General features: G+C 68.5%; 30 protein-coding genes and 2 tRNA genes. 16 read left to right on the top strand and 16 right to left on the bottom strand.

The features are described from left to right. Positions 1-19: 19 nt before the first annotated feature. The 4 genes from AB0L53_RS49705 to AB0L53_RS49690 form a co-directional block, all read right to left on the bottom strand. Complete coding sequence (locus AB0L53_RS49705) at positions 20-181, bottom strand: hypothetical protein (protein WP_364010935.1); 162 nt, start codon at positions 179-181, stop codon at positions 20-22. 8 nt (positions 182-189) lie between these two features. Continuing rightward, positions 190-600 carry a hypothetical protein gene (locus AB0L53_RS49700; RefSeq protein ID WP_364010932.1) on the bottom strand — a complete coding sequence of 137 codons (411 nt, stop codon included), beginning with the start codon at positions 598-600 and terminating at the stop codon, positions 190-192. Positions 601-707: 107 nt separating this feature from the next. Then, a complete protein-coding gene (locus AB0L53_RS49695; RefSeq protein ID WP_364010930.1) occupies positions 708-1,934 on the bottom strand; it encodes a hypothetical protein in 1,227 nt (408 codons plus the stop codon). Then, entirely contained in the window at positions 1,931-2,437 is a 507-nt protein-coding gene (locus AB0L53_RS49690; protein WP_364010927.1) for a SigE family RNA polymerase sigma factor, read from the bottom strand. The genes AB0L53_RS49695 and AB0L53_RS49690 overlap by 4 nt, the downstream gene beginning before the upstream one ends. A gap of 125 nt (positions 2,438-2,562) precedes the next feature. Between AB0L53_RS49690 and argG the strand changes: the two genes are divergently transcribed. The 3 genes from argG (at position 2,563) to AB0L53_RS49675 (ending at position 5,181) form a co-directional block, all read left to right on the top strand. Beyond that, positions 2,563-4,011 (top strand): argininosuccinate synthase, encoded by a 1,449-nt coding sequence (gene argG / locus AB0L53_RS49685; protein ID WP_364010924.1) that lies wholly within the window; start codon positions 2,563-2,565, stop codon positions 4,009-4,011. A 173-nt stretch (positions 4,012-4,184) separates the two neighbouring features. Further along, complete coding sequence (locus tag AB0L53_RS49680; protein WP_364010921.1) at positions 4,185-4,547, top strand: hypothetical protein; 363 nt, start codon at positions 4,185-4,187, stop codon at positions 4,545-4,547. Further along, positions 4,531-5,181: a hypothetical protein gene (locus AB0L53_RS49675; protein ID WP_364010918.1), complete on the top strand. Its 651-nt coding sequence runs from the start codon at positions 4,531-4,533 to the stop codon at positions 5,179-5,181. Before AB0L53_RS49680 ends, AB0L53_RS49675 begins: the two co-directional genes overlap by 17 nt. A gap of 34 nt (positions 5,182-5,215) precedes the next feature. Here the strand turns inward: AB0L53_RS49675 and AB0L53_RS49670 are convergent, their stop codons facing one another. After that, on the bottom strand, positions 5,216-5,659 hold the full coding sequence (locus AB0L53_RS49670) for a hypothetical protein (RefSeq protein WP_358553129.1): 444 nt from the start codon (positions 5,657-5,659) through the stop codon (positions 5,216-5,218). A gap of 206 nt (positions 5,660-5,865) precedes the next feature. Here AB0L53_RS49670 and AB0L53_RS49665 point away from each other — a divergent pair, with 206 nt between their 5' ends. After that, positions 5,866-6,081 (top strand): hypothetical protein, encoded by a 216-nt coding sequence (locus AB0L53_RS49665; RefSeq protein ID WP_358553131.1) that lies wholly within the window; start codon positions 5,866-5,868, stop codon positions 6,079-6,081. A 44-nt stretch (positions 6,082-6,125) separates the two neighbouring features. On the opposite strand, the gene AB0L53_RS49660 is transcribed toward AB0L53_RS49665, so the two are convergent. From AB0L53_RS49660 to AB0L53_RS49620, 9 genes are all read right to left on the bottom strand, one after another. Next, positions 6,126-7,838, bottom strand: coding sequence for a GMC oxidoreductase (locus AB0L53_RS49660; RefSeq protein ID WP_364010914.1), 1,713 nt, complete (start codon positions 7,836-7,838; stop codon positions 6,126-6,128). A gap of 114 nt (positions 7,839-7,952) precedes the next feature. After that, positions 7,953-8,357: a GNAT family N-acetyltransferase gene (locus tag AB0L53_RS49655; protein ID WP_364010911.1), complete on the bottom strand. Its 405-nt coding sequence runs from the start codon at positions 8,355-8,357 to the stop codon at positions 7,953-7,955. A 10-nt stretch (positions 8,358-8,367) separates the two neighbouring features. Beyond that, positions 8,368-9,546, bottom strand: coding sequence for an ABC transporter permease (locus tag AB0L53_RS49650; RefSeq protein WP_364010908.1), 1,179 nt, complete (start codon positions 9,544-9,546; stop codon positions 8,368-8,370). Beyond that, positions 9,546-10,223, bottom strand: coding sequence for an ABC transporter ATP-binding protein (locus AB0L53_RS49645; protein WP_364010905.1), 678 nt, complete (start codon positions 10,221-10,223; stop codon positions 9,546-9,548). The genes AB0L53_RS49650 and AB0L53_RS49645 overlap by 1 nt, the downstream gene beginning before the upstream one ends. Positions 10,224-10,287: 64 nt before the next feature. Beyond that, complete coding sequence (locus AB0L53_RS49640) at positions 10,288-12,027, bottom strand: peptidoglycan-binding protein (RefSeq protein WP_364010902.1); 1,740 nt, start codon at positions 12,025-12,027, stop codon at positions 10,288-10,290. Between the two features lie 6 nt (positions 12,028-12,033). Further along, positions 12,034-12,936 carry a hypothetical protein gene (locus AB0L53_RS49635; protein ID WP_364010899.1) on the bottom strand — a complete coding sequence of 301 codons (903 nt, stop codon included), beginning with the start codon at positions 12,934-12,936 and terminating at the stop codon, positions 12,034-12,036. 34 nt (positions 12,937-12,970) lie between these two features. Then, complete coding sequence (locus tag AB0L53_RS49630) at positions 12,971-13,855, bottom strand: hypothetical protein (RefSeq protein ID WP_364010896.1); 885 nt, start codon at positions 13,853-13,855, stop codon at positions 12,971-12,973. After that, complete coding sequence (locus tag AB0L53_RS49625) at positions 13,852-14,202, bottom strand: PadR family transcriptional regulator (RefSeq protein ID WP_364010894.1); 351 nt, start codon at positions 14,200-14,202, stop codon at positions 13,852-13,854. The genes AB0L53_RS49630 and AB0L53_RS49625 overlap by 4 nt, the downstream gene beginning before the upstream one ends. Before the next feature lie 38 nt (positions 14,203-14,240). Next, on the bottom strand, positions 14,241-14,747 hold the full coding sequence (locus AB0L53_RS49620; RefSeq protein ID WP_364010891.1) for an NUDIX hydrolase: 507 nt from the start codon (positions 14,745-14,747) through the stop codon (positions 14,241-14,243). Between the two features lie 74 nt (positions 14,748-14,821). On the opposite strand from AB0L53_RS49620, the gene AB0L53_RS49615 reads away from it, so the two are divergent. Continuing rightward, positions 14,822-15,958 (top strand): hypothetical protein, encoded by a 1,137-nt coding sequence (locus AB0L53_RS49615; protein WP_364010888.1) that lies wholly within the window; start codon positions 14,822-14,824, stop codon positions 15,956-15,958. 3 nt (positions 15,959-15,961) lie between these two features. On the opposite strand, the gene AB0L53_RS49610 is transcribed toward AB0L53_RS49615, so the two are convergent. After that, positions 15,962-16,705: an ABC transporter permease gene (locus AB0L53_RS49610; RefSeq protein WP_364010885.1), complete on the bottom strand. Its 744-nt coding sequence runs from the start codon at positions 16,703-16,705 to the stop codon at positions 15,962-15,964. Continuing rightward, positions 16,686-17,699, bottom strand: coding sequence for an ATP-binding cassette domain-containing protein (locus AB0L53_RS49605; protein ID WP_364010882.1), 1,014 nt, complete (start codon positions 17,697-17,699; stop codon positions 16,686-16,688). The genes AB0L53_RS49610 and AB0L53_RS49605 overlap by 20 nt, the downstream gene beginning before the upstream one ends. A gap of 248 nt (positions 17,700-17,947) precedes the next feature. Here AB0L53_RS49605 and AB0L53_RS49600 point away from each other — a divergent pair, with 248 nt between their 5' ends. The 11 genes from AB0L53_RS49600 to AB0L53_RS49550 all read left to right on the top strand — a co-directional run bounded on the left by AB0L53_RS49600 (position 17,948) and on the right by AB0L53_RS49550 (position 24,744). Beyond that, positions 17,948-18,955, top strand: coding sequence for a GH25 family lysozyme (locus AB0L53_RS49600; protein ID WP_364010879.1), 1,008 nt, complete (start codon positions 17,948-17,950; stop codon positions 18,953-18,955). A gap of 91 nt (positions 18,956-19,046) precedes the next feature. Beyond that, positions 19,047-19,553 carry an NlpC/P60 family protein gene (locus AB0L53_RS49595; RefSeq protein WP_358553155.1) on the top strand — a complete coding sequence of 169 codons (507 nt, stop codon included), beginning with the start codon at positions 19,047-19,049 and terminating at the stop codon, positions 19,551-19,553. A 57-nt stretch (positions 19,554-19,610) separates the two neighbouring features. Next, positions 19,611-20,474 carry a phosphotransferase gene (locus tag AB0L53_RS49590; RefSeq protein ID WP_364010875.1) on the top strand — a complete coding sequence of 288 codons (864 nt, stop codon included), beginning with the start codon at positions 19,611-19,613 and terminating at the stop codon, positions 20,472-20,474. A gap of 97 nt (positions 20,475-20,571) precedes the next feature. Beyond that, positions 20,572-20,775, top strand: coding sequence for a transposase (locus tag AB0L53_RS49585; protein WP_364010872.1), 204 nt, complete (start codon positions 20,572-20,574; stop codon positions 20,773-20,775). Between the two features lie 68 nt (positions 20,776-20,843). Then, positions 20,844-20,916 (top strand) — tRNA-Thr (locus tag AB0L53_RS49580). Positions 20,917-21,109: 193 nt separating this feature from the next. Then, positions 21,110-21,183 (top strand) — tRNA-Met (locus AB0L53_RS49575). Between the two features lie 70 nt (positions 21,184-21,253). After that, a complete protein-coding gene (gene rpmG / locus AB0L53_RS49570) occupies positions 21,254-21,418 on the top strand; it encodes a 50S ribosomal protein L33 (protein WP_019632658.1) in 165 nt (54 codons plus the stop codon). Positions 21,419-21,656: 238 nt separating this feature from the next. After that, positions 21,657-22,106, top strand: coding sequence for a MaoC family dehydratase N-terminal domain-containing protein (locus AB0L53_RS49565; protein ID WP_357959206.1), 450 nt, complete (start codon positions 21,657-21,659; stop codon positions 22,104-22,106). A 1-nt stretch (position 22,107) separates the two neighbouring features. Continuing rightward, entirely contained in the window at positions 22,108-22,536 is a 429-nt protein-coding gene (locus AB0L53_RS49560; protein WP_364010869.1) for a MaoC family dehydratase, read from the top strand. Between the two features lie 155 nt (positions 22,537-22,691). Further along, entirely contained in the window at positions 22,692-23,660 is a 969-nt protein-coding gene (locus AB0L53_RS49555) for a hypothetical protein (RefSeq protein WP_364010866.1), read from the top strand. A 49-nt stretch (positions 23,661-23,709) separates the two neighbouring features. Further along, positions 23,710-24,744, top strand: a complete 1,035-nt coding sequence (locus AB0L53_RS49550) for a UDP-N-acetylmuramate dehydrogenase (protein WP_364010863.1) — start codon at positions 23,710-23,712, stop codon at positions 24,742-24,744. The last annotated feature ends 89 nt before the right edge of the window (positions 24,745-24,833 follow it).

Genomic DNA, 24,833 nt, shown 5'->3' with positions numbered 1-24,833 from the left:
CCGACGCGATCAAGGTAGTTCACCGACCGGCGCGACGGTCGTCTCCCGGGGTGATCAAGCGGAGCGCACCGGTGATTCCTCGGGCGCGAACGTCGCGCTCGACAATCTCCAGCGCCTGCTCCAACGCCGACAGCAGACGGGGTTCGAATGCCGGGTAGATGCGATCGCTCAATTCGTCCATTGGCATATTCAGGAGGGCGCCACAGCCGACACGCCATACAAGGCGGCCTGCACGATGACGATCCTGGTGGCGACGCGAAGCACGATCAGTTTCCAGTAGAGCGCCTGAGCTACCCGGTCTATCCGCGCCGACTTCGACGCGGCGCGCTGCTCGCTGGGACTGGAGAGGTCCAATAGGGATTTACCAGTTCTGGGCTGATGCCAGAGCCCTAGCAGGAGAACGATGATGGCCACGGGGGCGCACGCTCGCGACACCACGCCGGCCCCCGCCGATAGGTACCCTGCGAATGCCGTCTGGCTGCTCAACGAAAAAAAGCACCCTGTTCCTAACAGAACGAGCACGCTCACCGCATCCGCATAGAAAATGTGCCGCCGAATGCGGGCGATATCTGAAGACGGCGGGAGGATCGACCCAACCATGACCCGACGGTAACACGCGGGTAGCAAATGGCGGCCGAACCATTCTCGCCGCCGCGGTCGAGGCGGCGACAATGCCGTCTCGACCGCTTCTGAGGGGCGCGCGACGGCTACCGGATCCTGGACAGGTCGATCATGTACAGGTCGTCCCCGAGCGAGTAGCTGAGGATCCTTCCGGTGGAATCCGTCATCGGCAGCCTGATCGCATTACCCTCCGGCTTGATGCCGAGGCTGGCCGACTTGCCGCTGACCAGGTCGTACAGCCCGACACCCGCGGGCTGCGGGCCGTACGACGAGAAGGAGAAGCGGTCCTGGGTCGGTGGTTCGAGCATGAGAGGGTAGCCGATCGCTTTCCTTTCCTGTGAGCCGTCCCGTTGCCGGTAGAAGCTCTCGCCGCTCGAGGTGGTGCCCAGGCAGATGCGCACGCCACACGAGCGGAGTTGCTCGTCGGCGTGGACGACGGCGGTGGCGGTCTCCCCGGTCTCCAGGTTCCGGATCCGTTCGTACAGCGGGCCCTCCGTCCGTTCGCCCACCGGGCCCGTCTTGGGCTGGCCGCCCGGCCCTGGTGTGCCGGCCCACGGCCAGGTCAGCAGGTGCATTCCGGCGCTCTCCGCGATCGGCTCCACCGTGCCGCCCCCGAGGGGAACGGTGAAGACTCCGCCTGGGCGCACCGAGAAAACGATCTTGTCGTTGACCACCTCGAGCCCGTCGATCAAGTTGCCGTCGTCGTCGGCCTGGACCCTCTGGTCAGCGACGATCTTCGCCTCACCGCCCTCCAGCGGTACGGCCCAAAGGCGCGCGACCGAGTCCTCCGTCGCGGTCCACCAGGCCACGTGGCCGCCGCCCACGGCGAAGTCCGAGGCGAACGACACCGTCCCGGCGGGCCGCGGCACGTCGGCGATCTTGCGTTGGGCGGCGGTCTCGAGGTCGTAGGCGTAGATGGCCGCCGTGCTCGCGAAACCATCCCTTGTCGTCATGAGCACCGTGCGGTCGTCGATGACCGTGGCCGGCTGCCACGCCGTCCCGCCGTACCCCTTCCCCGCGACCTTGAGCACCGCCTCCGGCCAGACCTTCTCCACGGGCTCGGCCGGCGCCTCGGCTTGCCCCTGCGAGGCGACTTCGCCTTGTACGGCCGTCGTGGTCTCGCCGCCACGCACTACGGCCAGCGTCCCGCCCGAGACCAGCACGACCGCCGCGGCGGCCAGTGCCATCCGGGACCGCCGCCTCCTGCGCAGGTGAACCCGTTCGAGCCGCTGGGGCAGCATCCCCGGCAGTCTGGGCGCCTGCTCGGCCGCCTGACCGAACGTCCTGCGCAGGGTCTCCTCGACCTCGTTCATCGGGCCTTCCCTCCGGTCATCGAATTCCGCTCAGTCGGTAAGGCGGAGCGCAGCTTGCTCAGCGCGCGGGCGGCCTGGCTGCGTACCGTGCCGCGGGATATCCCGAGCACGGCGGCGATCTCCGCGTCGTCGAGCTGCTCGTAGTAGCGCAGCACCAGCACCGCGCGCTGTTTGCGCGGCAGTCCGGCCAGCGCCTGCCACATGCTGCGCTCGTCGCCGCTGGGCAGCGGATCGTGGTGCTCGCGTTCGGGCAGGTCCCAGACGAGCAGCTCGCGTCGCCGCAATCGCCACTTGGCGATGTGCAACCTGGCCATCGTGGTACGCGCGTAGCTCTCCGGGTTCTCCTTCAGGCGTAATCGCGGCCAGGCGCCACGGAGCTTCAGCAGCGCCTCCTGGACCAGGTCGGCCGCGTCATGGGGGTTCCCGGCCAGTACATAGCCGTAGCGCAGCAGCGCGTCGCCGCGTTCTGCGACGAACTCTGCGAATCGGGGATCGCCTTCCAACGGTTCTCGCCCTTCGTCGTTCTTTCACCTCCGAGAGGAGCCAGGGGCAAAAACTGTTGCACGCGAAGACCACGCCCCGCGCCGAATCTTGCATGATCATGCGAAGCAATGCATACTCTTGTCTCATGTCCAAGGTTCTCACCTCCCTGCCCACCGGCGAGCGGGTCGGCATCGCCTTCTCGGGTGGTCTCGACACCTCGGTCGCCGTCGCCTGGATGCGCGACAAGGGCGCCGTCCCGTGCACCTACACCGCCGACATCGGCCAGTACGACGAGCCCGACATCGCCTCGGTGCCCGGTCGCGCGACGAAGTACGGGGCTGAGATCGCGCGTCTGGTCGACTGTCGAGCGGCGCTGGTCGAGGAGGGCTTGGCCGCGCTGACCTGCGGCGCGTTCCACATCCGATCGGGCGGGCGGGCCTACTTCAACACCACCCCGCTCGGCCGGGCGGTCACCGGGACCCTGCTGGTCCGGGCGATGCTCGAGGACGACGTGCAGATCTGGGGCGACGGCTCGACGTTCAAGGGCAACGACATCGAGCGGTTCTACCGCTACGGCCTGCTCGCGAACCCCCACCTGCGCATCTACAAGCCCTGGCTCGACGCGGACTTCGTGTCGGAGCTGGGCGGGCGCAAGGAGATGTCGGAGTGGCTGCTGGCCCACGGCCTGCCCTATCGCGACAGCACCGAGAAGGCCTACTCGACCGACGCCAACATCTGGGGCGCCACCCACGAGGCCAAGACCCTGGAGCACCTCGACACCGGCATCGAGACCGTGGACCCGATCATGGGCGTGCGGTTCTGGGACCCCACGGTCGAGATCCCCACCGAGGACGTGACCATCGGCTTCGACCAGGGCCGCCCGGTGACGATCAACGGCAAGGAGTTCGCCACCCCGGTCGACCTGGTGATGGAGGCCAACGCGATCGGTGGCCGGCACGGCATGGGCATGTCGGACCAGATCGAGAACCGGGTGATCGAGGCCAAGAGCCGCGGCATCTACGAGGCGCCCGGGATGGCGCTGCTGCACGCCGCGTACGAACGGCTGGTCAACGCGATCCACAACGAGGACACGCTGGCGACCTACCACAGCGAGGGACGGCGGCTCGGCAGGCTGATGTACGAGGGCCGCTGGCTCGACCCGCAGGCGCTCATGGTCCGCGAGTCGCTGCAGCGCTGGGTCGGCACGGCGGTCATCGGCGAGGTGACGCTGCGGCTGCGGCGCGGTGAGGACTACTCGATCCTCGACACTTCCGGCCCGGCTTTCAGCTACCACCCGGACAAGCTGTCGATGGAGCGTACGGAGGACTCGGCGTTCGGTCCGGTGGACCGGATCGGCCAGCTCACCATGCGCAACCTCGACATCGCCGACTCGCGCGCCAAGCTGGAGCAGTACGCCAGCCTCGGCATGCTCGGCCCCACCCATCCCGCGCTCATCGACGCCTCCCAGACGCCCTCGACCCCGCTGATCGGCGACATGCCGCAGGGCGGCGCCGAGATCATCGCCTCACGCGGCGAGGTCTCCGAGGACGAGGAGATGCTCGACCGCGCCGCGATGGAGCTCGGCAACGACTGACCGGCCTCGGGCGGACCGGCGGCGCCGCGTGCGTTCAGCCGGCTGCCCGGCACGGCCCTGCTTGCACTTCGTGCTGAGCAATAGGCGCAGAAGCCTGTGTGCGCAGCTTTCGACTTATATGATCTTACTGACGTACTGCGAAAAAGTTACTCTTTGTAACTCGTTGGGGACGGATGGTGATGACGTTGCCTTCGGGTACACCCGGCACAGGCGCGGATGAGTCGGCCCGGATATACAACAGGCCAGCGATCAAGAGGCTCGGCGACGCGCTTGTCGACGACACCACCGGGACTTCTCCCGTATCACATCTGGAAGAGGCCGGCACCTTTCCGCCGAATATGCGGCTCGGCTGGGGTGCGTTGGGTGTGCTTGGGTTTCCGTTGACCCGGGAGCACGACAAAATAGTCGCCGCCGCCGAGTGGAAGCTGGGCGACATGGCCCAATCATTGCACGGTCATCGAGACGAGCTGTATACGGCATCCGGAAACGTGGACACCGCGGAAGTGGAGAACATAGAAAATGTCCGACGCATTTAAACTCCCCATTCCGGGTGGCACGCCCAGTCCGTACGAGCCCGGCGGCGGCGGCGATCTGCGGTGGATGCAGCTGACGGCACTCGCTGAATGGGCGTTCGCCGCCGCCCTGCTGCCGGCGCTGCAGAAGTACGTGCTCCAGTTCGGCCTCACGGTGCCAGCGGATCCGCAGTTGCTGCACAAGGCCGCGGACGGCTGGAGTGCCATCAGTGGCAGCGTGTCCGCCTCCGGCGCGTCCATGCGGAATCAGCACGACAATGTGTCGGCGGCCAGTTGGCAGGCGATGGATCGAGCGGCTTTCGGGGAGAAGGTCGACGAGTACGACATGGGCTCGCAGACCGCCGCCAACTCGGCGCATCGCCTTTCGTTGATCCTCAGAGTGCTGGCCAACCTCTGGACCGCGTGGATCTACCTCAATTTCACGAGTGCCACCTTCACAGCGGCGCTCGCGCTCTCCGGGACCCTCGGCGGAGGGGGGTGGTTCTACGGCCAATGGAAGGCGCAATCGCTGGCCCTCTCGATGGAGCAGCGGCTTCTGGTGTTGTGGAAGAAGGTTCTGTGGAAGCTCTTCCTGCTGCTGGTGGCGTGCGGGGTTGCCTGGGGGTACGACAAGACCCTGACGGACGGCCTGAAGTAACGGGTGCGGCGACACCGCCACGCGGGTCCCCCGGTCAGTAGCCGAACTCCTTGCGCATGCGGTCCAGCTCGCCCAACGTGTCGGTCATCATGCGGTCGAACGCTTTCTGCGCCTCCTCGACCTGCGCACTTGCGGCTTCCGGGTCGCCGGTCGGGTTCAGGAGGTCCCCGTCGAACGAGTCCGTCAGGATCTCCGACAGTTGACGCTTGAGGTCCGCGTCGGCATCGTGAATCGCTTGGAGGATCGCCGCGGACATCTCCTCGACGCTCATGCGCTTGGCCCGGGGGTCGATATCGAGTCTGCTCACCCCGGAGGCGGTGCACTCGACCGCGATGTGGTCGTCGGCGGTAGCGGCCCGGCCGACCACGTCCGCGGCCCTTTTCTGCGCTTCCTCGAAACGGGCCACCCGCTTCTGTGAATCCGCCAGCAACGCATCGATATTCATGTTCGCGAAGTCACCGAAGCCATGTGCCGCCACTTGTCCTACCTCAGCTCTCTACCTGCCGCCAGGGCGATGCGGAGCAACACAATATCGACATTTGGTGGGCGGCGTTCGGACCGGTGGCCCGGATCGGCCGGCTCACCATGCGCACGGCGACGACTGACCAGGTCGTCGAGATCGCGTTTCGGACCCTGCCCTGACATGATCTTCGCGTATCGCGTCCCCGGGTATGAAGGAGACACATGTCGCGTCTACGTGCCGCGCTCCTCACGACAGCCATCGCCGTCATGGGCGTCAGCGTGCTCAGCACCCCCGCTCAGGCGGCCGGCTGGGTGTACATCGGCGTCTTCACCACCAAGTCCAAGTGCATCGACATGGGCCAGCAGTACGTCCGGGAGGGCTTCAGCCAGTACGACTGCACAGGTAGCCCCGGTTACTACCCCCTCTGGGTTCGATAAGACTCGCACGGTCGCCGTCTCCCGCAAGGGAGGCGGCGTTCCGTTCAGATCCGGTCGGCCAGTTGCCTGGCGAGGGTCAGTCCCGTGAGGACCGGGTTGACCGATCCGACCGTCGGGAACAACGACTGGTCGCAGGCATAGGCGTTCCGTACGTGATGGAAGCGGCCCACCGGATCGGTCACCGAGGTGGCCGGGTCGTCGCCCATCCACAGCGTGCCGGATTCGTGGTAGGTCGTCCCGAGTCCCCGATGCCATTCGGGGAACGGCCTGTCCAGGGGGAACGGCTGCGCGTGCCATGCGTTGTCGTACAGATACTGGATCTGGTCCGGCGAGCCGGAGACCGCCTGGGCGATGGCGAGCGCCGCGCCGTCCATGGCCGCCCAGACCTGCTCATCCCGCGGATCGAGCGTGAGGTGCAGGTACGCGCGCGCGATGCCGTACTCGTCGACCTCGTGCGGGCTGAGATTGATCCAGCTCTTGTCCGGGTCCGGTATCTCGGTCGTCCGGTCCCCGTGCATCTCGCCGACGCAGCGCAGGGTGACGGTGATCCAGTCGGGATCGGTGTTGGCCAGCTGCTGTTCGAGCAGGTCCATGTCCGGGAGCATGCGGAACAGGAGTTCGTCGGATCCGCCCTGACTCGTCGACGCGGTGATCTGGATGTGGAACCGGCCGGCGGGCACCAGCCCGCGCAGCAGCAGCGCGCCGGTCTGTACGTGTTCGGGCAGCGGTGGCAGCGCCGTACGGCGGATCCTGACGGTGAAGTCGCTGCGTACGTGCGCCATCAGGTTGCGGCCCATGAGCGGGGTGGGGAACGAGCCCAGGGCGAGCCGGGTGGTCTCCACCGCGCTCGCGGCGAGGATCACAGCACAGTCGGGGGAGACCCGCAGGGACTCCGGCCGCCCGGCGGCGTCGACGTCGATCGCGGTCACCACCCCGTCGGCCGCGTGCGCCCGGAGGACGTGCGCCAGGGGCACCACGAAGAGCCGCCGGTCCGCGTCGCGTCCGCCGGAGGCGGTCACATCCTCGCGGACCGCGTCCATGAGCATCGGCAGACTGCTGTACTTGTCGAAGCTGAACAGGCCCGACACCGGCGAGTCTCCCTGCACCGCGAGCGGCGCGACCTCGGCGCCGCGATCGCCGAGGCCGGTCTCGAACCCCGGCGTCACCGCGGCGGCGGACGCGAACGCCTCGAACAGCGTCGTATAGAGGTCTCCCGCGATGAAATCGGTCGCGGGCACGACGCCGATCTCGCTCTCCACCTCCAGGTAGGTGCTCTCCAGGTACGCGGCCGTCGACGCCGGCCAATGCCGGAGATCATCCGCCGTGAGCCGGGGGCACCAGCCGCCCCAGTAGAGGGACTTGCCGCCGGTGCAGTACGCGAGCCCGGGAAAGTCGACGTTGCCCCGCCACGGCAGCCCCCACACCAGCTCCCGGGGCACGCGCGGATCGGCGCCGGGCGCGATGGGCGCGGGGACGTTCAGCCCGATACGGCCGAGGTTCTGCACGTGCTCGGGCACCAGGTAGGGGCCGGCGTCCAGCAGCAGCACCCGCTTGCCCGGGTGCCGCCGGTAGATCTTGGTCGCGCAGTACGCCCCGTACATCCCGCCGCCGACCACCACCGCCGAGAACGGCGGTCCGCCGCTGCCCGTCGCCTCCTGCCAGGTGCTGCAGAAGAAGCGGCCGAGAACATCGAGTGAGAAACTGGTCTTCTGGACGTCCACCGGCTGCCCGGAGGGGACGAGTTCGGGGAGTGCCATGGACGAAGTAGACCCCGCGAAAGACCTTCCCGCAATCCTCCGCGCCGCCGCTTCGTCGCGCCGCGATCCTCAGAACCGCGATCCTCAGAACCGCGATCCTCAGAGCTGCGATCCTCAGAGCTGCATTAACCCCGCCGCCGTAGAACGGAAGCCGCACTGGGCGTAGAAGCCCTCGAGATGCGGTTCGTAGTCCACGTGCAGCCACTCTGCGCCGCGCGCCTTGGCCTCGTCGGCGGCCGCGCGGACCAGGCGGACACCGAGGCCCGCTCGGCGTTCGGCGGGATGCACGGTGGTGTCCAGGATGAAGGCGTGGATGCCGCCGTCCGTGGCGACGTTCACGTAGCCGACCAGGCGGTCCGCGCGATGGGCGGCGATCCAGCAGAGGCTGTGGCCGAGCTGGCCCGCGAACGAGATCGGGTCGTGGCCGGGCCACGAGGCCGCGAAGAGGTCGTTGAGGTCGTGGTCGGTCAGAGGAGGGCACACGGTGAGCGTGATGCCGTCCTCGGGTGTCGGGTTCATGATCGGAAAGCTACCTGAGCGCGTCCACCGGCTCCATTCTGGCCGCCCGCAGTGCCGGGTACAGGCCGGCGAGCAGGCCGACCACGGCTCCGGCGATGGGCGCCCCGATCGCCAGCCGTACGTCCAGGAGCGGCGTCCACTGCTTGGCGGCCGAGACGGCGACGACGGCGACCACGCCGATGCTCGCGCCGATCACGCCGCCCGCGAGCCCGATCAGCGTCGACTCCAGCAGGAACTGGGCGGCGATGTGGCGGCGGGCCGCGCCCAGCGAGCGGCGCAGGCCGATCTCGGCGACGCGTTCCATCACGGTGACCAGCGTGACGTTGGCGATGCCGACCGCGCCCACCACCAGCGAGACCAGGCCGAGGATCAGGAAGAGCGCGTTGACGTCGTCCTGCGCCTGGTCGCGCGCCCTGGTGGGGCTGGGCGGGGCGACGACCTGCAGCTGGTCGCCGTTGCCGGGGGAGAGCGCGTTCGGCGCCTGCCCGGCGATCAGGTCGGCGGCGCCCAGGCTGGTGTTGACCAGCACCCTGGTCACGTCACGCAGCCCGAACTGCTTGCCCACCGTGGGCGGCACGATGACGGCGGCGCTCAGGTTCCGTTCGCGGCGCAGGTCGCCGAGGATGCCGATGACCGTGTACGCGTGCTTGCCGATGAAGATCGCCGGAGCCCGGTCGAGACTGGTGACGCCGAGCATCCTGGCCGCCTGGTCGCCGAGCACGGCCACCCGGTCCGCCCGCTTGACGTGGCCGGCGTCATAGAACCTGCCCTGCACGACCCGGCCCCTGGCGGCCTCGGGCAGGCCGGTCGTGGCGGCCAGTACGGTCAGGGTCTGCGTGGTCACCCTGGCCGGGTCGACGAGGTCGTTGGAGCGGACCGACAGGTTCGAGCTGTCCTTGGTCTCGGCCACCGCCGCGGCGGAGACCACCCCGCGCAGCCTGGTCACCCGATCGAGCGAGTCCCAGGCGACCAGCGGTACGTTCGCGCTCTCGGGCACCTCCACCGTGATGGCCGTGGCGACCAGCTCGTCGAAGCGCCCGACGATCTGGTTGCCCGCGGTGGCGGCCACGCCGAGCGTGATGACCAGCGTGGTGATGCCCAGCACGGTGCCGAGCGTGGTGAGCGCGGAGCGTACCGGCCTGGCGAGCATGCCCGCGACGGCCTCGCCGACGAGATCCCGTACGTGCATCACGCCTCTTCCACCAGCACGCCGTCGGTGATCCGCACCCGGCGACCGGCGCGCGTGCTGACCTCCCGCTCGTGCGTGATGACCACGATCGTCAGGCCCTGCTCGCGCAGCTCGTCGAACAGGTCGAGCACCGCCTCGGTGTTGCGGCTGTCGAGGTTTCCGGTGGGCTCGTCGCAGAGCAGCAGGGACGGCTCGCCCATGAGGGCTCTGGCCATGGCCGCGCGCTGGCGTTCGCCGCCGGACAGCCGGTCGGGCAGGAAGCCCACGCGGTGGCCGAGCCCGACCCGCTCCAGCGCCGCCAGTGCCCGCTCCCGCCTGCCCTTGCGCGGGTGGCCGCCGTAGATCTCCGCGAGCATCACGTTCTCCACGACGCTGCGATGGGGGAGCAGGTGGAAGGACTGGAAGACGAAGCCGATGCGGTCGCCGCGCAGCCTGGTCCGTTCGCCGTCGCGCAGGGTGGTGGTCTCGGTGCCGTCCAGGCGGTAGCTGCCCGAGCTGGGCCGGTCCAGCAGGCCCAGGACGTTGAGCAGCGTGGACTTGCCCGAGCCTGACGGGCCGACGATCGCCAGGTAGTCGCCGCGCGCCACCTGGAGCGAGACGTCGTCGAGCGCGCGGACGGGCGGCTGCGCGGGGTAGTCCCTGCATACGGCGGTCAGCTCGATTACCGGCTCAGGCACCGCTGAGCTGGTTGATGCGATGCCAGGCTCAGGCACCGCCGACTCGGTCGGCTCGGTGACCGGTTCAGACACCGCTGACCACCACTCGGTCGCCGGCGTTGAGCGCGCCGGTGACCTCGACGTTCCCGTCGGCGGTCAGGCCGGTGCGGATCTCGACCTCCTTGGTCTTGTCCGTGGCGTACTCCACCTGCACACGCGCCCTGCCGTCGGCCCCCGTGACGACCGCGGCCACCGGGACCACCAGCACCGGCTCCTTGGTCGCCCCCACGGTCACCCTGGCCGTGACCGTGGCGCCCGACTGGCCTTTGAGCCCCTTCGCCGAGCTCGGCGTGAGCAGCACCGGTTGGGTGCCCTCGGGGCCCTTCTCCTGGCCCGGCACCGTGGCCTTCTCGCCGACCGCGGTGAGCGCCGCCGGGTACGTCTTGCCCGAGTCGAGCTCGATGACCGCGCTCATCCCCGTACGCAGCAGGTCGGATTCCGCGCTCTCTACCGATCCCGTCACCATGAACGTCGAGCTGGTCACCGTGGCGATCTCCTTCTCGACGGCCTCGCCCGCCTTCACCGCGGTCTTCTGCACCCGCGCGGGCAGCTTCGGCAGGAACACGATCTCGCCCGGCGGGATCGCCGTGCCATAGGTCCGTTCGAACTCCGCCAGCAGCGACCTGGCCGCGCTCACGTCCTTGGCCGCGTTGGCCACCTTGAGCTTGGTGGGGGAGAGCCGCCGCGCCTGGCGCAGTGCCTGCTCGGCCGTGACCAGCCCGTCCTTAGCCGTGCGCTCGGCCTTGCGCAGCTCTTCCAGCAGCTTCTCGCGGGCCTGCCGCGACTCCTCCTTGATCCGGCCGTACGCCTCCTGCGCCTGGTCCAGATCGGCCCTGGCGTTGCGTACCTTCAGCTCCAGCAGGCTCGTGTCCTGGGTCGGCTGAGGCGCGGCGGTGGCGGTGGGCAGGGCGGTCGAGGTGGTGGTCGGGGCGGCGGTCGGCTGATTCCTGGCCGCGGCGAGCGCCTGCTCGGCTTCGAGCAGCTTCTCCTCGGCCGCGCGTACGGTCGCGTCGGCCGTCGCCAGCTTGGCGTCGTCCTCCGGAGTGAGCCGCTGCCTCTCGGCCTCCTTCAGCGCGGCGCGCGCCGACTTCAGGTCCGCCTTGGCGTTGGTCAGCTTGACCTTCAGCGGGAGCACGTCACGCCCCTGGTCGAGCGTGTTCTTCTCGGTCGCCAGGGTCTCCTGCGCCGTCTGTACGGCCTTGCGCAACTGGTCGTGGGCCTGCCGGTCGGTCAGCGTGGGCTGCTGGGCCTCGTACCCCTTCTTCTTGTACATCCTGGTGACGGCGGCGATCGTGGCCTGGTCGAACACCCCCGAGGTGCGCCCGCCGTACCCGAGTCTGCGCAGCGCCTTCTGCAGCTGCTTGACGTCCTTGCCCTCGGTGCCCGGGCCGATCGTGCGGTGCATCGGCACGGAGCCGCGCAGCGCGAACACCGGGCGGCCGTTCACCTCCATGAACGCCGCTCCCTCTTTCAGCCTGCCCTGGCGCGGCGCCCGGGTGACCCGCTGCAGCTCCGAGGTGCCACCGACCACTCCCGCGAGGGTGATGGGCAGGGGCGAGCCGTATTCGAGCGTGCCGCTGACCACGACCGTGCTGACCAGCTTGCGGCGCTCGACGGCGGCGGTGACGAGCGACGCCTTCGGCGCGGCGCGGCGGGCGGCCTCGTCGGCAGGGGAGCGCAGGCGGGTGCTGACGACCCAGCCGGCGGCGGCGATGGCCACGACACCAGCGATGATGAAGGCGAGCAGCCTGCGGGGCGACTTCACCGCGCCTCACATGCCGAATTCTTCGTTGATCTGCTGGTGGACAGCCTCGCTCTTGGGCATGTACGCCGGGTAGAAGTCCTTGCCGCACTCCAGGTCGTCGAGGGCCGCCTTGATCTCCTTGTTCAGGTAGGGCCTGGCCTCCTCTGGGGTGAGCGTGGGCTGGTAGGTCATCCTGATCTCGCCGTCCTTGACCGGCGGCGCGACGTCGGGCACGTCGTCGTTCTGTTGCCTGCCCAGCTTGTCCTCCTGAGCGAGGAACACTTCCCGCCCCTGGCGGGACATGGCCGTGGGCGTGGCCTTGCCGATCGGGTAGCCTTTGCCCTTGAGGCAGCCGGCCATGGCGGAGGCGAGCTCGATCAGCTTGGGGTCACTGTCGATGGTCCTGGCACTGGCCTGATCGGAAGCCCGATTCTGCTGGACGTAGTAGTCGTCCATCGACTTCAAGGTCTTGCCGAGAACCTTCTTGGCCGCCTCGATCATGCAGACATCCGTCGCCTTCCGGTAGGCCGTCATCTGGGCCTTGGACAGCGCGTTCTGCATCTTCCAGTTGGGGTTGCTCTCCGGGTTGTCGGGCTTGATGGCCGGGTTCCCCATCCCCTTGGGGTAGACGTGCATCGCGAACACCCCGAACCCATATTTTTCGCGATATTTCCGCATCGCTTGGTAGCCGCCGAGGTCGCGAGCTTTGTCGTCCTCGCTGTCCTGCTGCTCCGGCTGTACGTAGGCGACGTACTTGAAGCCCTTCCGCTTCATGCAGTCGGCTTTGACTGATTCGATCTGATGCTTCTTGTCCTTGGCCGCCGCCGTCTGGGACGGCTGTGGCGCGTTCCCGGCGGTGCCCCCGCAGCCGCCGAGTGCGACCAGCGCGGCCATTGCCACGACGGGAGCAAGAAGGGATCTCTTGAGCATGGCAGAGGACCATACTCCGTTTAACGGAGCATGGTCAATCCAGAGCGTGCCGCCGCTGCCGATAGGGCGCGAACGCGGTCGCCAGGGTCAGCACGAGCAGTACGCCCCAGTAGGCGAGGTGCTGCCTGGTCAGCTCGTCGCCGTGCAGGCCCAGGCCGCCCGAGGTGACCACCAGGTAGATGCCCGAGGCCAGCGCCCAGCGCGGGTCGCGGGCCAGGTACGCACCCGCCACGGCCAGCCCCAGCGCCACCACCTCGACGGCCATCTTGCTCAGGCTGATCGGGAACAGCGTGTCATCCGGCAGCCACGACGGGCCCGCCCACGCGGCAGCCAGCGCCGCCGCGAACCACCACCACGACCGGACCCGTGGCCGGTGCCGCCGCCAGGCCAGCACCGCCAGGCCGGACAGCACCACCCCGTAGCCCACGGCCACCTCGGTCGGACTGCTGGTCTCGAACAGGGGACGGTCGGCGAGCGGCGACGGGTAGACCGGCAGGAGGGTGAGGTCCAAGGGCTGCCAGCCGCCGGCGATCGAGACCGCCTTGACGCCGGTGGCGAGAGTGAGCAGGAACGCCGTCCGCGTCCATCCGCGCATGACCGCCAGCAGTGCGAGCACCGACAGCAGCGTCCACAGCGGCAGCGAGCCCGCGAACGGCAGCAGCGCGGCCAGGTTCACCGCCGACACCGCCGTGACCCCGAGATGCAGGCCGTCCGCCCATGCGGTGCCCGTCGCCTGAAGGGTGATGCGGGTACGCACGCCGCCTCGGAGCAGCCCCCACGCCTCCCTGAGCACCGGGGTGGACTGTCCTGGAGCGGCGGATTCGAGCAGGACGTCGAGTAATTCGTCGCCGTGCGCCGCGCGGTATCGCTTCGGGTAGGCCAGCAGCAGCCTGCGGTAGCGCCGTTCGAGCGCGGTCATGCGGTCAGGAGACGGACGAGGGAGGCGAACATGGTCGGCCGCAGGACGAGGGACGCGGCCTCCTGCATGCGTCTCGCCTCGGCTTCCACCAGCGCCTGGCCCTCGTCGGTGATCCTGAAGTAGCGCCTGTTGCGGCCGTTGACCGTCTCCTCGCGGTCCACGGCGATCACGCCTCGCTCGTTGAGCCGCTCAAGGATGCCGTACAGGGTGCCGACAGAGGGCTGGACCCGGCCGCCGGACAGCTTCTTGATCGACTTGCTGATCGCGTGTCCGTGCAGCGGTCCGCCGCGCAGCGCGGTGAGCACGAAGTACATCGGCTCGCTGACTTCTGAGGTTCCCCTGGGCATGGGACGAGGTTAATCCGTTAAACGAAGCGTGTGCAACGCTAGAGCGTCCGGTACGCGATCAGCCAGCTCTGCCCGGCGCACAACCGTTCCACCTCCTCGGCCGGAAGCCATTCGGCCCGCGTACTCTCCGACCCCACAGGGGGCCGTACGGCGGGTCCCGGTGAGTCGAGCCGCGCCTGGAACATCACCAGATTCGTCAGCGCCCCATAGCGGTACCCATCAGGCACCGGCCCCGTCAGCTCGATCCGCAACCACGCGAAAACGGACAGATCCTTGGGCGTCAGCACCAGTCCGGTCTCCTCGGCCAACTCCCGGACGGCGGTGTCCACAGGGGACTCGCCGGGTTCGAGGTGGCCGCCGGGGATGTCCCAGCCGCGTCCCGCCCGGTCGACGCAGGTCAGCAGCATCCTGTCGGCGTCGTCCCGTACGACGGCGAAGGCCGTGGTGATCTGGCCGGTCGGCGGCAGCCGCGAGGACAGGACGACCTCCAGCCGGTGCGCCACCGGGATCCATGGCACGGTCTCCGTCGCGATCACGTGATCCATGGTCTATTTCACCTCAAAACGGATGGCAAGGCATGATCGGTGGTAACTCCGGAAGATTGGGCAACACTCTGTATATGCTTCGTTACATAACGAGACAATGGACGGTTGCGGTCCCCCTACTCGCGCTCCTCGCTCTGGCCCTGTCATGGGGTCGTGAACTCCCGCCCGTCCTGGTGATCATCGTGGCCGTGCTGCTCGCCGGCGCCGTCCTGGCCGCCGTGCACCACGCCGAGGTCATCGCGCACCGGGTGGGCGAGCCGTTCGGATCGCTGGTGCTGGCCGTGGCCGTGACGGTGATCGAGGTGGCGCTGATCGTCAGCCTGATGATCTCAGGTGGCGAGCATTCGGCGTCACTGGCCCGGGACACGGTGTTCGCCGCGGTCATGATCACCTGTAACGGCATCGTCGGGCTGTCCCTGCTCAGGGGAGCGCTCCGGCGAAAGGTGGCGGTCTTCAACGCCGAGGGCACGGGCGGCGCGCTGGCGACGGTCGCGACGCTGAGCACGCTCAGCCTCGCGCTGCCGACGTTCACGACGAGCGCCAAGGGGCCCGCCTTCTCCGCCGCGCAACTCGGGTTCGCGGCGGTGGTGTCGCTTCTGTTGTACGGGCTGTTCGTGCTGACCCAGACCGTACGGCACCGCGACTACTTCCTGCCGGTCGCCACCGCTGAGGGCGCGCCCGCCACGGCTGGGGACGCGACCGCCACCGCTGAGGACGCGGCTGCCGACGCTGAGGAGCACGCGCCGCGGCCTTCGGCGCGGGCCACCATGATCAGCCTCGGGCTGCTGCTGGTGGCCCTGGTGGCGGTCGTCGGCCTGGCCAAGGTCGAGTCGCCGGTGATCGAGCTGGCGGTCTCGTCGGCCGGGCTGCCCCAGGCGGTGGTCGGCGTGGTGATCGCGCTGCTGGTGCTGCTGCCGGAGACCATCGCCGCCGTCCGCGCGGCCAAGCGCGACCAGATCCAGATCAGCCTCAACCTGGCCCTGGGCTCGGCGATGGCCAGCATCGGGCTGACGATACCGGCCATCGCGGTGGCCTCGATCTGGCTCAAAGGGCCGCTCGTGCTCGGCCTCGGCGCCACGCATCTGGTGCTGCTGGGGCTGACCTTCGTCGTCACGACGCTCACCGTGGTGCCGGGGCGGGCGACGCTGCTGCAGAGCGGCGTGCATCTGGTGCTGTTCGCCGCGTTCCTGTTCTTGGCGATCAGTCCCTGAAAATCACACGCCCCGGCGCATCGCCCGGTTGCCCAGCCAGAGGCCGATCGCGGCGATGAGGCAGGTGGCCGCGGTGCCGTACAGGATGGACAGATTGGTGAGGTCGCCCGCGAAGAGGGCGCGTTGGGCCTCGACGATGTACGAGATCGGGTTGATCTGTCCGATGACCCGCAGCCACGCGGGCCCGGTCTCCACGGGGAGCAGCACCCCCGACAGCAGCAGGACAGGGAAGAGCACCACCTGGGTGACCACGTAGAACAGGTTCCCGCTGGGCGCCGACTTGATCGCGAGGACGAACGAGAGCGCCCCCAGCCCGACACCGAGCACGATCAACATCGCGAGCCCGCCCAGCACACCCGCCGGATACAGCCGGAAGCCCAGCGGGAGCGCCAGCAGGATGATCAGCACGGCCTGGCAGAGCAGGACCGCCATCTCCTTCATCGTCCTGCCGACCAGCATCGCCGTACGGCTCAACGGGGTGACCATCAGCCGCTCCATCGAGCCGCCCAGCAACTCGACCAGCATGAGATAGCCCGACGACATGGGCGCCATCAGGCACATCATGACGAGAATGCCCGGCACGAACCACTGCCACGACGAGCCCATCGCCCCATCGAGCAGCGACCCGAACAGGAAGAGGAACAGCAGCGGCTGCCCCATCGAGAACAGCAGCCCGACGGGCTCGCGCAGCGCTGGGGTGATCTCGCGGGTGAAGAGCGTCGTGGTGTCACGAAGGAATGTCGTCATCGGTGAGACTTCTCCCGGTAAGAGTGAGGAACACGTCGTCGAGGGTCGGGCGGGCGGTCTCGGCGGTGGCGACCTTGACGCCGTTCCCCTCCAGCGTGCGCAGATATTCGGGAAGGGCCGTGGCCGCGTTGGCGACGCGCAGCCGCACAGTCGTGCCTTCGACCTCGACCGCCGCCTCGCCGGTCGTCCCGCCGGCCGCCTCACTGGTCATCCCGGCGGCCGTCCTGAGCGCCGCCTCGCCGCCGCCCAGCCGGGCGGCCGTGGCCGCTTCCTGCTCCGTCGCGGTGGTGATCGTGATGCGGTCGCCGGCCAGGTCGTTCTTGAGTCCTTCCGCCGTGCCGTCCGCGATGATCTCGCCATTGTCGATGATCACCACACGTTCGGCCATGCTGTCGGCCTCTTCGAGGTAGTGGGTGGTCAGGAAGAGCGTCGTGCCGTACTCCGCACGCAGCCGCAGGATGTGCGCCCAGACCTCGGCGCGGCTCTTGGGGTCGAGACCGGTGGACGGCTCGTCGAGGAAGAGCAGCCCTGGACGGTGGACGAGGCCGAGCGCGATGTCGAGGCGGCGGCGCTGGCCGCCCGACAGCGTGCCGGGCTTGCGCTGGGCCAGCGGTCGCAGTTCGAGCAGGTCGAGCAGCTCGTCGGCGCGCCTGCCCGCCTCCGCGGGGGCCAGGCCGTAGCAGCGGCCTTGGGTGACGAGTTCGTCGCGGACGCGGAAGTTCTCGCCGGCGCTGTTCTTCTGGCCGACGTACCCGATGCGGGCGCGTACGCCGCCGGGGTCGCGGGCGATGTCCCGGCCCGCCACGGTGGCGGTGCCGGAGGTGGGCGGCAGCAGGGTGGTCAGCATGCGGAGGGTGGTGGACTTGCCGGCGCCGTTCGGTCCGAGGAAGGCGACCAGCTGGCCGGCCTCCACATCGAGATCGATGCCGCGTACGGCCTCGACGGACTCTTTCTTCAGCTTGAACACTCGGGTCAGTCCCCGGGCGTGGATCATGGTCGTTCTCCTCCGGGCATGCGAAGAAACCCCAGGTCGGGGGCTCGATTGAGGATCGGAATCAGCTTGAGCCAGATAAAGCCGGTTTGGCAAACGTGAAAGTGACGTTCATAAAAGGCCCTGACCTGCGAAAACGCCATCTCGTACACACCCTGTGGATGACCAATTTCCGGCCGCTGAAATGCGGTTTTATACCGATATAAGAAATTTCTTGCGAGGCCGCTCGGCGCTCGGCGATGATCTCCCGCGTGAAACGTCTGTTGTTATTGGCGGCGGTCGCCACGGCCGGGATGACCGGCACCGCGTGGGCCGCCGACGGGGTCGTCGGGGTGGACGTCAGCAACTGGACCGGCGAGGTCGACTGGCCGGCCGTCGCGTCCGGCGGCGGGAAGTTCGCGTTCGTCCACGCGACTGAGGGGACCGACTACCGCAATCCCTCCTTCGACGCGCAGTACGACGGTGCGGCGGAGGCCGGGTTGCTACGCGGGGCGTACCACTTCGCACAGCCGCACGAGTCCGACGGCGCCGCCCAGGCCGACTTCTTCCTGCAGAACGGCGGGGACTGGAAGATCGACGGGCGAACGTTGCCCGGAGTGCTCGACCTGGAGGAGAACCCGTACAAGGACAAGAACGGCAAGGACGGCTGCTACGGCCTGTCGCACAAGGACATGGTCGGCTGGATCAAGTCGTTCACCGCGAAATACCGGGAGCAGACCGGCCGCCAGGCGATCATCTACACGACCCGGGCATGGTGGCAGACGTGCACCGGCGACTCCGGCAAGTTCGGCGCACACCCGCTGTGGCTGGCCCGCTGGGGCGGCGATCCCGGTGAGCTGCCCAAGGGCTGGGAGCGGCACACGTTCTGGCAGTCCGCCGAGAAGGGCACGCTGGCCGGCGGCCAGAACTCCTTCAACGGTTCCGAGGACGAGCTGGCCGAGCTGGCCAACCCGCCCGCCGAGGTGACGGTCTCCGGCCTGGCCAGGAACAGGAAGACGTACACGGTCACCGTGTCCAACACGGGACCGGTCACTGTCACGCACGTCAAGGTGTCCGGTCGTGCGTTCGGCGGCCAGCGGGTGGTGCGGGCGCCGGGCTGCGATTTCAGCGGTACGGCGGTGCGCTGCGACGTCGCCGAGCTCGGGCGCGGCCAGAAGACGACACTGACCTTCACCACGAACTCGAAGACCAAGGGGAAGGGCAAGGTCGGCATACGTGTCACGGTCGGCTCGGTGAACCTCACCCTCACTGCCCGATAGACCTGGTCTGCTCGCCGGGCCGCCCGATAACGCAGAATAAATCCCGATGCCTAGGTTGCGAGGGTTAGCGGCGGCATCGGGATGGCGTTGGGTGGCGATCGCCCTCATCCTGCTGACCGCCACCGCGTCGGTGCCGCTCCTGCGGTTCCCCGCCCCTTCGGCGATCGTCAGAATCGCGTACGAGATCGAGCAGCGGGGCGTCGTCTATTCCTGGGGAGGCGGCCACGCTACGGATCCGGGACCGTCCAAGGGCACCTGCCTGGGCTATCGGGGAAAGACGCGCCCCTGCCCGGCGGCCAAGACCCGGGGGCTCGACTGCTCGGGTTTCACCAGGTGGGTGTACGCCCGCGCCTTCGGCGCCGACGTACTCGGCCCCGGCACCACCGACGCCCACGTACGCAGGCTGCGCCGAGTCGGCTCGGCCGAACCAGGCGACCTCGTCTTCTTCGGAAAAATCACCAAAAACACCGTTAAGACCCACCACGTAGGCGTCTACCTGGGCCACGGCAAGATGATGAACGCCCCCGAGACCGGAGCCTCGGTACGCGTCGACGACATCCGACGGATCAAGGACCTCGCGGGCTTCTACCGCTACTGACCTCAGGGTGTACGGTCCGGACCAGCCTGCGACGGGAGTGAGAGGAGGCCGGTAGCCGTGAGCGATGCCGGGCGCATCGACGGTGAGGTGATCCAGCGCTTGCTGTCCCAACGCGTGACAGGGTATGAGCCGCTGTCTGGATTCGCGGCCAACACGGTCGCCGCAGTGACCCTGGAGTCCGGGGCACGCGCTGTCTTCAAGGCCGCCGCCGCGCGTGAAGTCGAGGTGGAGTTATGGGCCTTGCGATCCATGTCGGAGAGGGGCGTTCCGGTCCCCGAGGTCATCGCCGGCGCGGCCGACGCGGAGATTCCGTACCTGGTGACGCGACTCGTCTCCGGCGAGCCAGGGGCCGCGTCGCTCAAGGCGGCGTCCGAGGTGGGACGGTTGCTGCGTGCCGTGCACTCTCTTCCTGTGAAGGGAACGGGCTTTTTCAAGGACGCGTCCGGCTCGCCACCATGCGCAGGTGAGGGAACCTGGGCCGATCAGGTCGCGGGGCTGGCGGATCGACTCGGCCTTGTCGCCGATGCCGGGATCTTGGCCCCGACGCTCTTTTCCCGATGTCGGGATCTCCTCGCGGACGGTACTCGGTGGGATCAGCCCTGCGTGTACGTGCACGGTGATTTCCACCCGCGGCATGTCCTATCGGTCGGGTCCCGGATTGCGGGGATCATCGACTGGGCGGACTGCGGTGCCGCCAGCCCATGGTTGGACCTGGCCAGGATGGACTTCCGCGAGCCCGGCTTGCAACGTGCGATGCTCGACGCGTACTTCCCCGCGGGCATTCCACTCGACGCGCCATCGCACATGGCCAACCACCGACTGCTCTACATGCTGCTGGCACTCGTGTGGGAGTACGAGTGCGACGGGGACTGGCTGCACGAGCTCGTGCCCGGCATCGAATCGGCACTCATCGCAACCTAGACGCGCCGACGCAAGGACCGCAGTAGCAACTCGGTATGGCGTGTAACGCATGTCGCCTATCGGAAATTGAGAGACCCAGGAGCTACTGTGTGCCGCTATGGACAGGCGATGGGTCGGGATAGACGGCTACGAGGTCGTTCTCGCCGAGCGTGACGGGCGACAGGTGCTCCGGGTACGCAGGGACGGGGTTCCCGTCGCCGACTGCGTGTCGGTCGCGGAGGTGGCCCGGCACGTCGATCTGGCCGATCTCTGCGAGGTCGTGGAGCTGCCGTTCCAGCGGGGTTATGAGGCGGTCGGCTAGTGGGGCTGACGAGTTCGCGTCATCGCTGAGGGCCGTGTATGGTTACACCTGTCCGCAGCGCCGGACAGGCCCCTATAGCTCAGTCGGCAGAGCGTCTCCATGGTAAGGAGAAGGTCAACGGTTCGATTCCGTTTGGGGGCTCGCACACTGACAAGGCAATTCGCCCGACCCGTGAAATCGCGGAGTCGGGCGTTTCTCGTTGTGCGTGGATTTTGCCCGCCGTACCCCGGCTGCTAGGCTTAATGGTCGGCCAGCCTGGGCGAGCTGGTCGATTACGTATGTGCTCCCCAGGTCAGGTATCCTCTACGGGCCGGGGTCGTTCGTCCGGCTCAAAGGCGGAGTAGCTCAGTCAGGCAGAGCAAACGGCTCATAATCGTTGTGTCGCCGGTTCAAGTCCGGCCTCCGCTACTGCCCCTCCCCAGGTCGCCGACCTGGGCTTGGGCATGTCCCAGTCCCAAACGTAGAAAGGCACTCCCACGTGGCTGCCACCGACGTTAGGCCGAAGATCACGCTGGCCTGCCAGGAGTGCAAGCACCGCAACTACATCACGCGGAAGAACCGGCGCAACGACCCGGATCGGCTTGAGCTGAAGAAGTACTGCCCCAACTGCCGCTGCCACCGCGCGCACCGCGAGACCCGCTAGCTCTTTTCCGAGCGCGGTCTCGCCGGGGGCATTCTCCTGGCCTTACCTAACGCACAACCGGCGTCCTGATCCAGGGCGTCGGTTTGTCGTGTTTGCTGGCTGTTACGGTGACGCAATCCGCCAACCGTCCCGGCGTTAGCGTCCACCGGCCCTCGCTGCGGCAAAGTCGTGGTCATCCCGGCGACAGCCGAACCTTGTTCTGTTAGCGTCTGCCTAACGGACATGCGAGGGAGCACAGATGGCCTTGAACCGCGACTTCGTGGGCCGGACGTACGCGTCCAAGTCCTCGTACGAGGTCAGCCGAGTGAAGATCAGGGAGTTCGCCGCCGCGATCGGCGACGGCAATCCGATCTACCGAGACCGGGACGCCGCCCAGGCCGCCGGGCATCCCGATGTGGTCGCGCCGCCGACCTTCCCCATCGTGTTCAGCCTGCAGAGCGGCGGTGAGGCGCTGGCCGATCCTGACCTCGGCCTCAACCTGGCCATGGTGGTCCATGGCGAGCAGCGTTTTGAGTACGTTCGCCCCATCTACGCCGGCGACGAGCTCGTCACCAGCTCCACGATCACCGACATCCGCAGCGCCGGGCGCAACGAGCTGCTGACGGTGAGAAGCGACATCACCACGGTCTCCGGTGAGCCGGTCTGCACCACGTACAACACGATCGTCGAGCGCGGAGGGGCGGCCTGAGATGACTGCCACGGTGAAGTACGACGAGATCGAGGTCGGGTACGAGATCCCGGCCACCGGCTACGACGTCCGCAGGCTCAACCTGGTGATGTACGCGGGGGCGTCGGGCGACTTCAACCAGATCCACTGGAACGAGCGGTTCGCCAAGGCGGTCGGGCTGCCCGACGTCATCGCGCACGGCATGTACACGATGGCGCAGGGCGGCCGGTTCGTCACCGACTGGGTCGGCGATCCTGGCGCGGTGGTCGACTTCGGGGTGCGGTTCTCCTCGATGGTGGTCGTGCCCGATGACGACGAGGGCGCGACGATCAACATCAGCGGCGTTGTGGAGGAGAAGCTGCCGGACAAGCGGGTGGTCGTCGGGCTGACGGCCAGGGCGGGCGACACCCGGGTGCTGTCCAAGGCTCGCGCGGTGGTTCAACTCGCGTAACGCGACGAGCCCCCCACGACGAGTCCGGAGGGATGAGCCGGATGAGCTCGGCCGGATGATAGGTGGGGCGGCTTTCGGGTACGCGGGTGCCTATGGATACAGCTCCGCACCAAGGCAGGATCTGGCCTACGGTCGAATCGATCCCGGTCTCTGCGGTGACCGACAAGCCGCCCGGCCACCTGGGTCCCGTCAGGACCGAGGACGTGGCGGGCGCCGTCGGCACGGGCCGCGACACGACCGGCGGCGCGGGCGCGGCGACGGGTGTCGGCACCGCGGGGGCCAGGCCAAGAGGCGCTCGCGCCAATCCCGCCGACGAGCTGGGCTTCTCCGGTGACCCCGAGCAGCGGGGCGACCCGGGTGACGACATGCTGCACGCCCAGCGCGTCTGGGACGGAACCCTGGCCGCCAACCGGCTCGACGATGCGGGCGTCGCCGCCGAGCGGCAGCGCGTGGCGACCGCCGACGTCACGGCGTCCGTGAGTCTCATCGTCGACGGCTGGCCGGATGACGTACGGGCGTCCATAGAGTCGGTCCTTGAGCACACCGACGCCCATGTCCTGGCCCTCGACCTGGGAGACGTGGACGGTGCCGGCGAGGTGCTGCACAAGCTGGCGCTGCGCCATCCGGACCGGATCACTGAGTGGCGGGTGGCCGAGGCCCCGTATTGGCAGGGCGGCTCGGCCACGTGGGGCGCCTGCCGGGCCAAGCTGCTGCGCCTCGACGCGTCCGAGGTGCATGTACTGATGGAGACCTCGGTCGTACTGACGGGCGACGCGCTCACGCCGCTCGTCGCGGCGGTCGCGGACGGCGCGGTGGCGGCGGGGTGGCACGGCCTGGAGCGACCGCCGGAGGGCACCGTGACACCGCCGGACGACACGGAGGCACCGCAGGGCGGCCTGGAGAGACAGCTGATCGGCGCGGGGTGGCACGAGGCGGGGCCGGGGCGCGTGCGCGCGTTGCGCGGCGACCTGATGGCGGTACGCAGGTCGGCCGCGATCGGCGCGCTGCCCGAGGACGCCCCAGACGGGGAGAACGCCGACCTGGAGCTCTCCCTGGCCCTCAAGGGCGAGCTGGTCGTGCCCTCCGACCGTCTTCCCGTACGCCGCCTACGCCAGCACGGGTGAACCACGACAAGGTGCTGGGCATGCCGAGGGCCTCATAAGCTTGTGCCCCATGGAGAACCTCGCGCCGTACACCACCCTGGGGCTGGGCGGCCCCGCCCGCGAATTCGTCGAGGCCAGTACGGCGGAGCACCTCGTCTCCCTCGTGGCCGAGGCCGACCGGCAGGCCCAGCCCACCCTGGTGCTCGGCGGCGGGAGCAACCTGGTGGTCGCCGACGAGGGGTTCGACGGGCTGGTCATCCGGGTCGTCACCCAGGGCGTGTCCGCCTCCCGTGACGGCGACGAGGTGCTGGTCACGGTCGAGGCGGGCGAGGACTGGGACGGGCTGGTCACCCGCGCGGTGGCCGAGGGCTGGTCCGGCATCGAGTGCATGTCCGGCATTCCGGGGCTCGTGGGCTCGACCCCGATCCAGAACGTCGGCGCCTATGGCCAGGAAGTGGCCCAGACCATCAGGTGCGTACGCGCCTACGACCGCAGGACGCGGCAGGTGGTCGACCTGGAGGCGCGGCAGTGCGGCTTCTCCTACCGTGACAGCGCGTTCAAGCGGGATCTGGCGCGGCATGTGGTGCTCGGCGTGACGTACGCGCTCGACGTCTCGGAGCTGTCGGGTCCCGTGGCCTACCAGGAGCTGGCCACCCGGCTCGGCGTCGAGCCAGGCGCCCGCGTCCCACTCGACCAGGCTCGTCGAGCGGTGCTGGAGCTGCGGCGCGGCAAGGGCATGGTGCTCGACCCGGCCGATCCCGACACCCGCAGCGCCGGGTCGTTCTTCACCAACCCGGTCCTGTCGGCCGCCGAGGCCGAGGAGCTGGCGGCGCGGGCCCCCGGTCATCCGCGCTGGGACATGCCGGACGGCTTGGTCAAGGTGCCCGCCGCCTGGCTGATCGAGCAGGCGGGCTACCCCAAGGGCTACGAACGCGGCCCGGTCCGCATCTCCACCAAGCACACGCTGGCCCTGACCAACCCCAACGGCACGGGCACCACGGCCGACCTGCTGCTGCTGGCCGGGGAGGTGCGTGACGGGGTGCTGGAGAAGTTCGGCGTCACGCTCGTCAACGAGCCGGTGCTGGTCGGCTGCTCGCTGGAATAGGTCCCTGAGGGCCGCTGTTATGGTTGTTCGGAATTACCGAAGGGGAGTAGTCCCAATCGCGTGATCGACATGCTGGCGCGCTAGCGCGC

The organism is Nonomuraea sp. NPDC052129 (assembly GCF_040680095.1).
Lineage (GTDB): Bacteria > Actinomycetota > Actinomycetes > Streptosporangiales > Streptosporangiaceae > Nonomuraea.
The sequence above is the reverse complement of the archived record's forward strand: the minus strand, read 5'-3'. Positions and strand labels throughout refer to the sequence as shown.

What these genes read in the sequence shown, in the direction of transcription:
- AB0L53_RS49705 (WP_364010935.1), bottom strand. Translation starts at nt 181, where the DNA reads ATGGACGAATTGAGCGATCGCATCTACCCGGCATTCGAACCCCGTCTG.
- AB0L53_RS49700 (WP_364010932.1), bottom strand. Translation starts at nt 600, where the DNA reads ATGGTTGGGTCGATCCTCCCGCCGTCTTCAGATATCGCCCGCATTCGG.
- AB0L53_RS49695 (WP_364010930.1), bottom strand. Translation starts at nt 1,934, where the DNA reads ATGAACGAGGTCGAGGAGACCCTGCGCAGGACGTTCGGTCAGGCGGCC.
- argG (WP_364010924.1), top strand. Translation starts at nt 2,563, where the DNA reads ATGTCCAAGGTTCTCACCTCCCTGCCCACCGGCGAGCGGGTCGGCATC.
- AB0L53_RS49680 (WP_364010921.1), top strand. Translation starts at nt 4,185, where the DNA reads ATGGTGATGACGTTGCCTTCGGGTACACCCGGCACAGGCGCGGATGAG.
- AB0L53_RS49675 (WP_364010918.1), top strand. Translation starts at nt 4,531, where the DNA reads ATGTCCGACGCATTTAAACTCCCCATTCCGGGTGGCACGCCCAGTCCG.
- AB0L53_RS49665 (WP_358553131.1), top strand. Translation starts at nt 5,866, where the DNA reads ATGTCGCGTCTACGTGCCGCGCTCCTCACGACAGCCATCGCCGTCATG.
- AB0L53_RS49660 (WP_364010914.1), bottom strand. Translation starts at nt 7,838, where the DNA reads ATGGCACTCCCCGAACTCGTCCCCTCCGGGCAGCCGGTGGACGTCCAG.
- AB0L53_RS49655 (WP_364010911.1), bottom strand. Translation starts at nt 8,357, where the DNA reads ATGAACCCGACACCCGAGGACGGCATCACGCTCACCGTGTGCCCTCCT.
- AB0L53_RS49650 (WP_364010908.1), bottom strand. Translation starts at nt 9,546, where the DNA reads ATGCACGTACGGGATCTCGTCGGCGAGGCCGTCGCGGGCATGCTCGCC.
- AB0L53_RS49635 (WP_364010899.1), bottom strand. Translation starts at nt 12,936, where the DNA reads ATGCTCAAGAGATCCCTTCTTGCTCCCGTCGTGGCAATGGCCGCGCTG.
- AB0L53_RS49630 (WP_364010896.1), bottom strand. Translation starts at nt 13,855, where the DNA reads ATGACCGCGCTCGAACGGCGCTACCGCAGGCTGCTGCTGGCCTACCCG.
- AB0L53_RS49625 (WP_364010894.1), bottom strand. Translation starts at nt 14,202, where the DNA reads ATGCCCAGGGGAACCTCAGAAGTCAGCGAGCCGATGTACTTCGTGCTC.
- AB0L53_RS49620 (WP_364010891.1), bottom strand. Translation starts at nt 14,747, where the DNA reads ATGGATCACGTGATCGCGACGGAGACCGTGCCATGGATCCCGGTGGCG.
- AB0L53_RS49615 (WP_364010888.1), top strand. Translation starts at nt 14,822, where the DNA reads ATGCTTCGTTACATAACGAGACAATGGACGGTTGCGGTCCCCCTACTC.
- AB0L53_RS49610 (WP_364010885.1), bottom strand. Translation starts at nt 16,705, where the DNA reads ATGACGACATTCCTTCGTGACACCACGACGCTCTTCACCCGCGAGATC.
- AB0L53_RS49605 (WP_364010882.1), bottom strand. Translation starts at nt 17,699, where the DNA reads ATGATCCACGCCCGGGGACTGACCCGAGTGTTCAAGCTGAAGAAAGAG.
- AB0L53_RS49585 (WP_364010872.1), top strand. Translation starts at nt 20,572, where the DNA reads ATGGACAGGCGATGGGTCGGGATAGACGGCTACGAGGTCGTTCTCGCC.
- AB0L53_RS49565 (WP_357959206.1), top strand. Translation starts at nt 21,657, where the DNA reads ATGGCCTTGAACCGCGACTTCGTGGGCCGGACGTACGCGTCCAAGTCC.
- AB0L53_RS49560 (WP_364010869.1), top strand. Translation starts at nt 22,108, where the DNA reads ATGACTGCCACGGTGAAGTACGACGAGATCGAGGTCGGGTACGAGATC.
- AB0L53_RS49550 (WP_364010863.1), top strand. Translation starts at nt 23,710, where the DNA reads ATGGAGAACCTCGCGCCGTACACCACCCTGGGGCTGGGCGGCCCCGCC.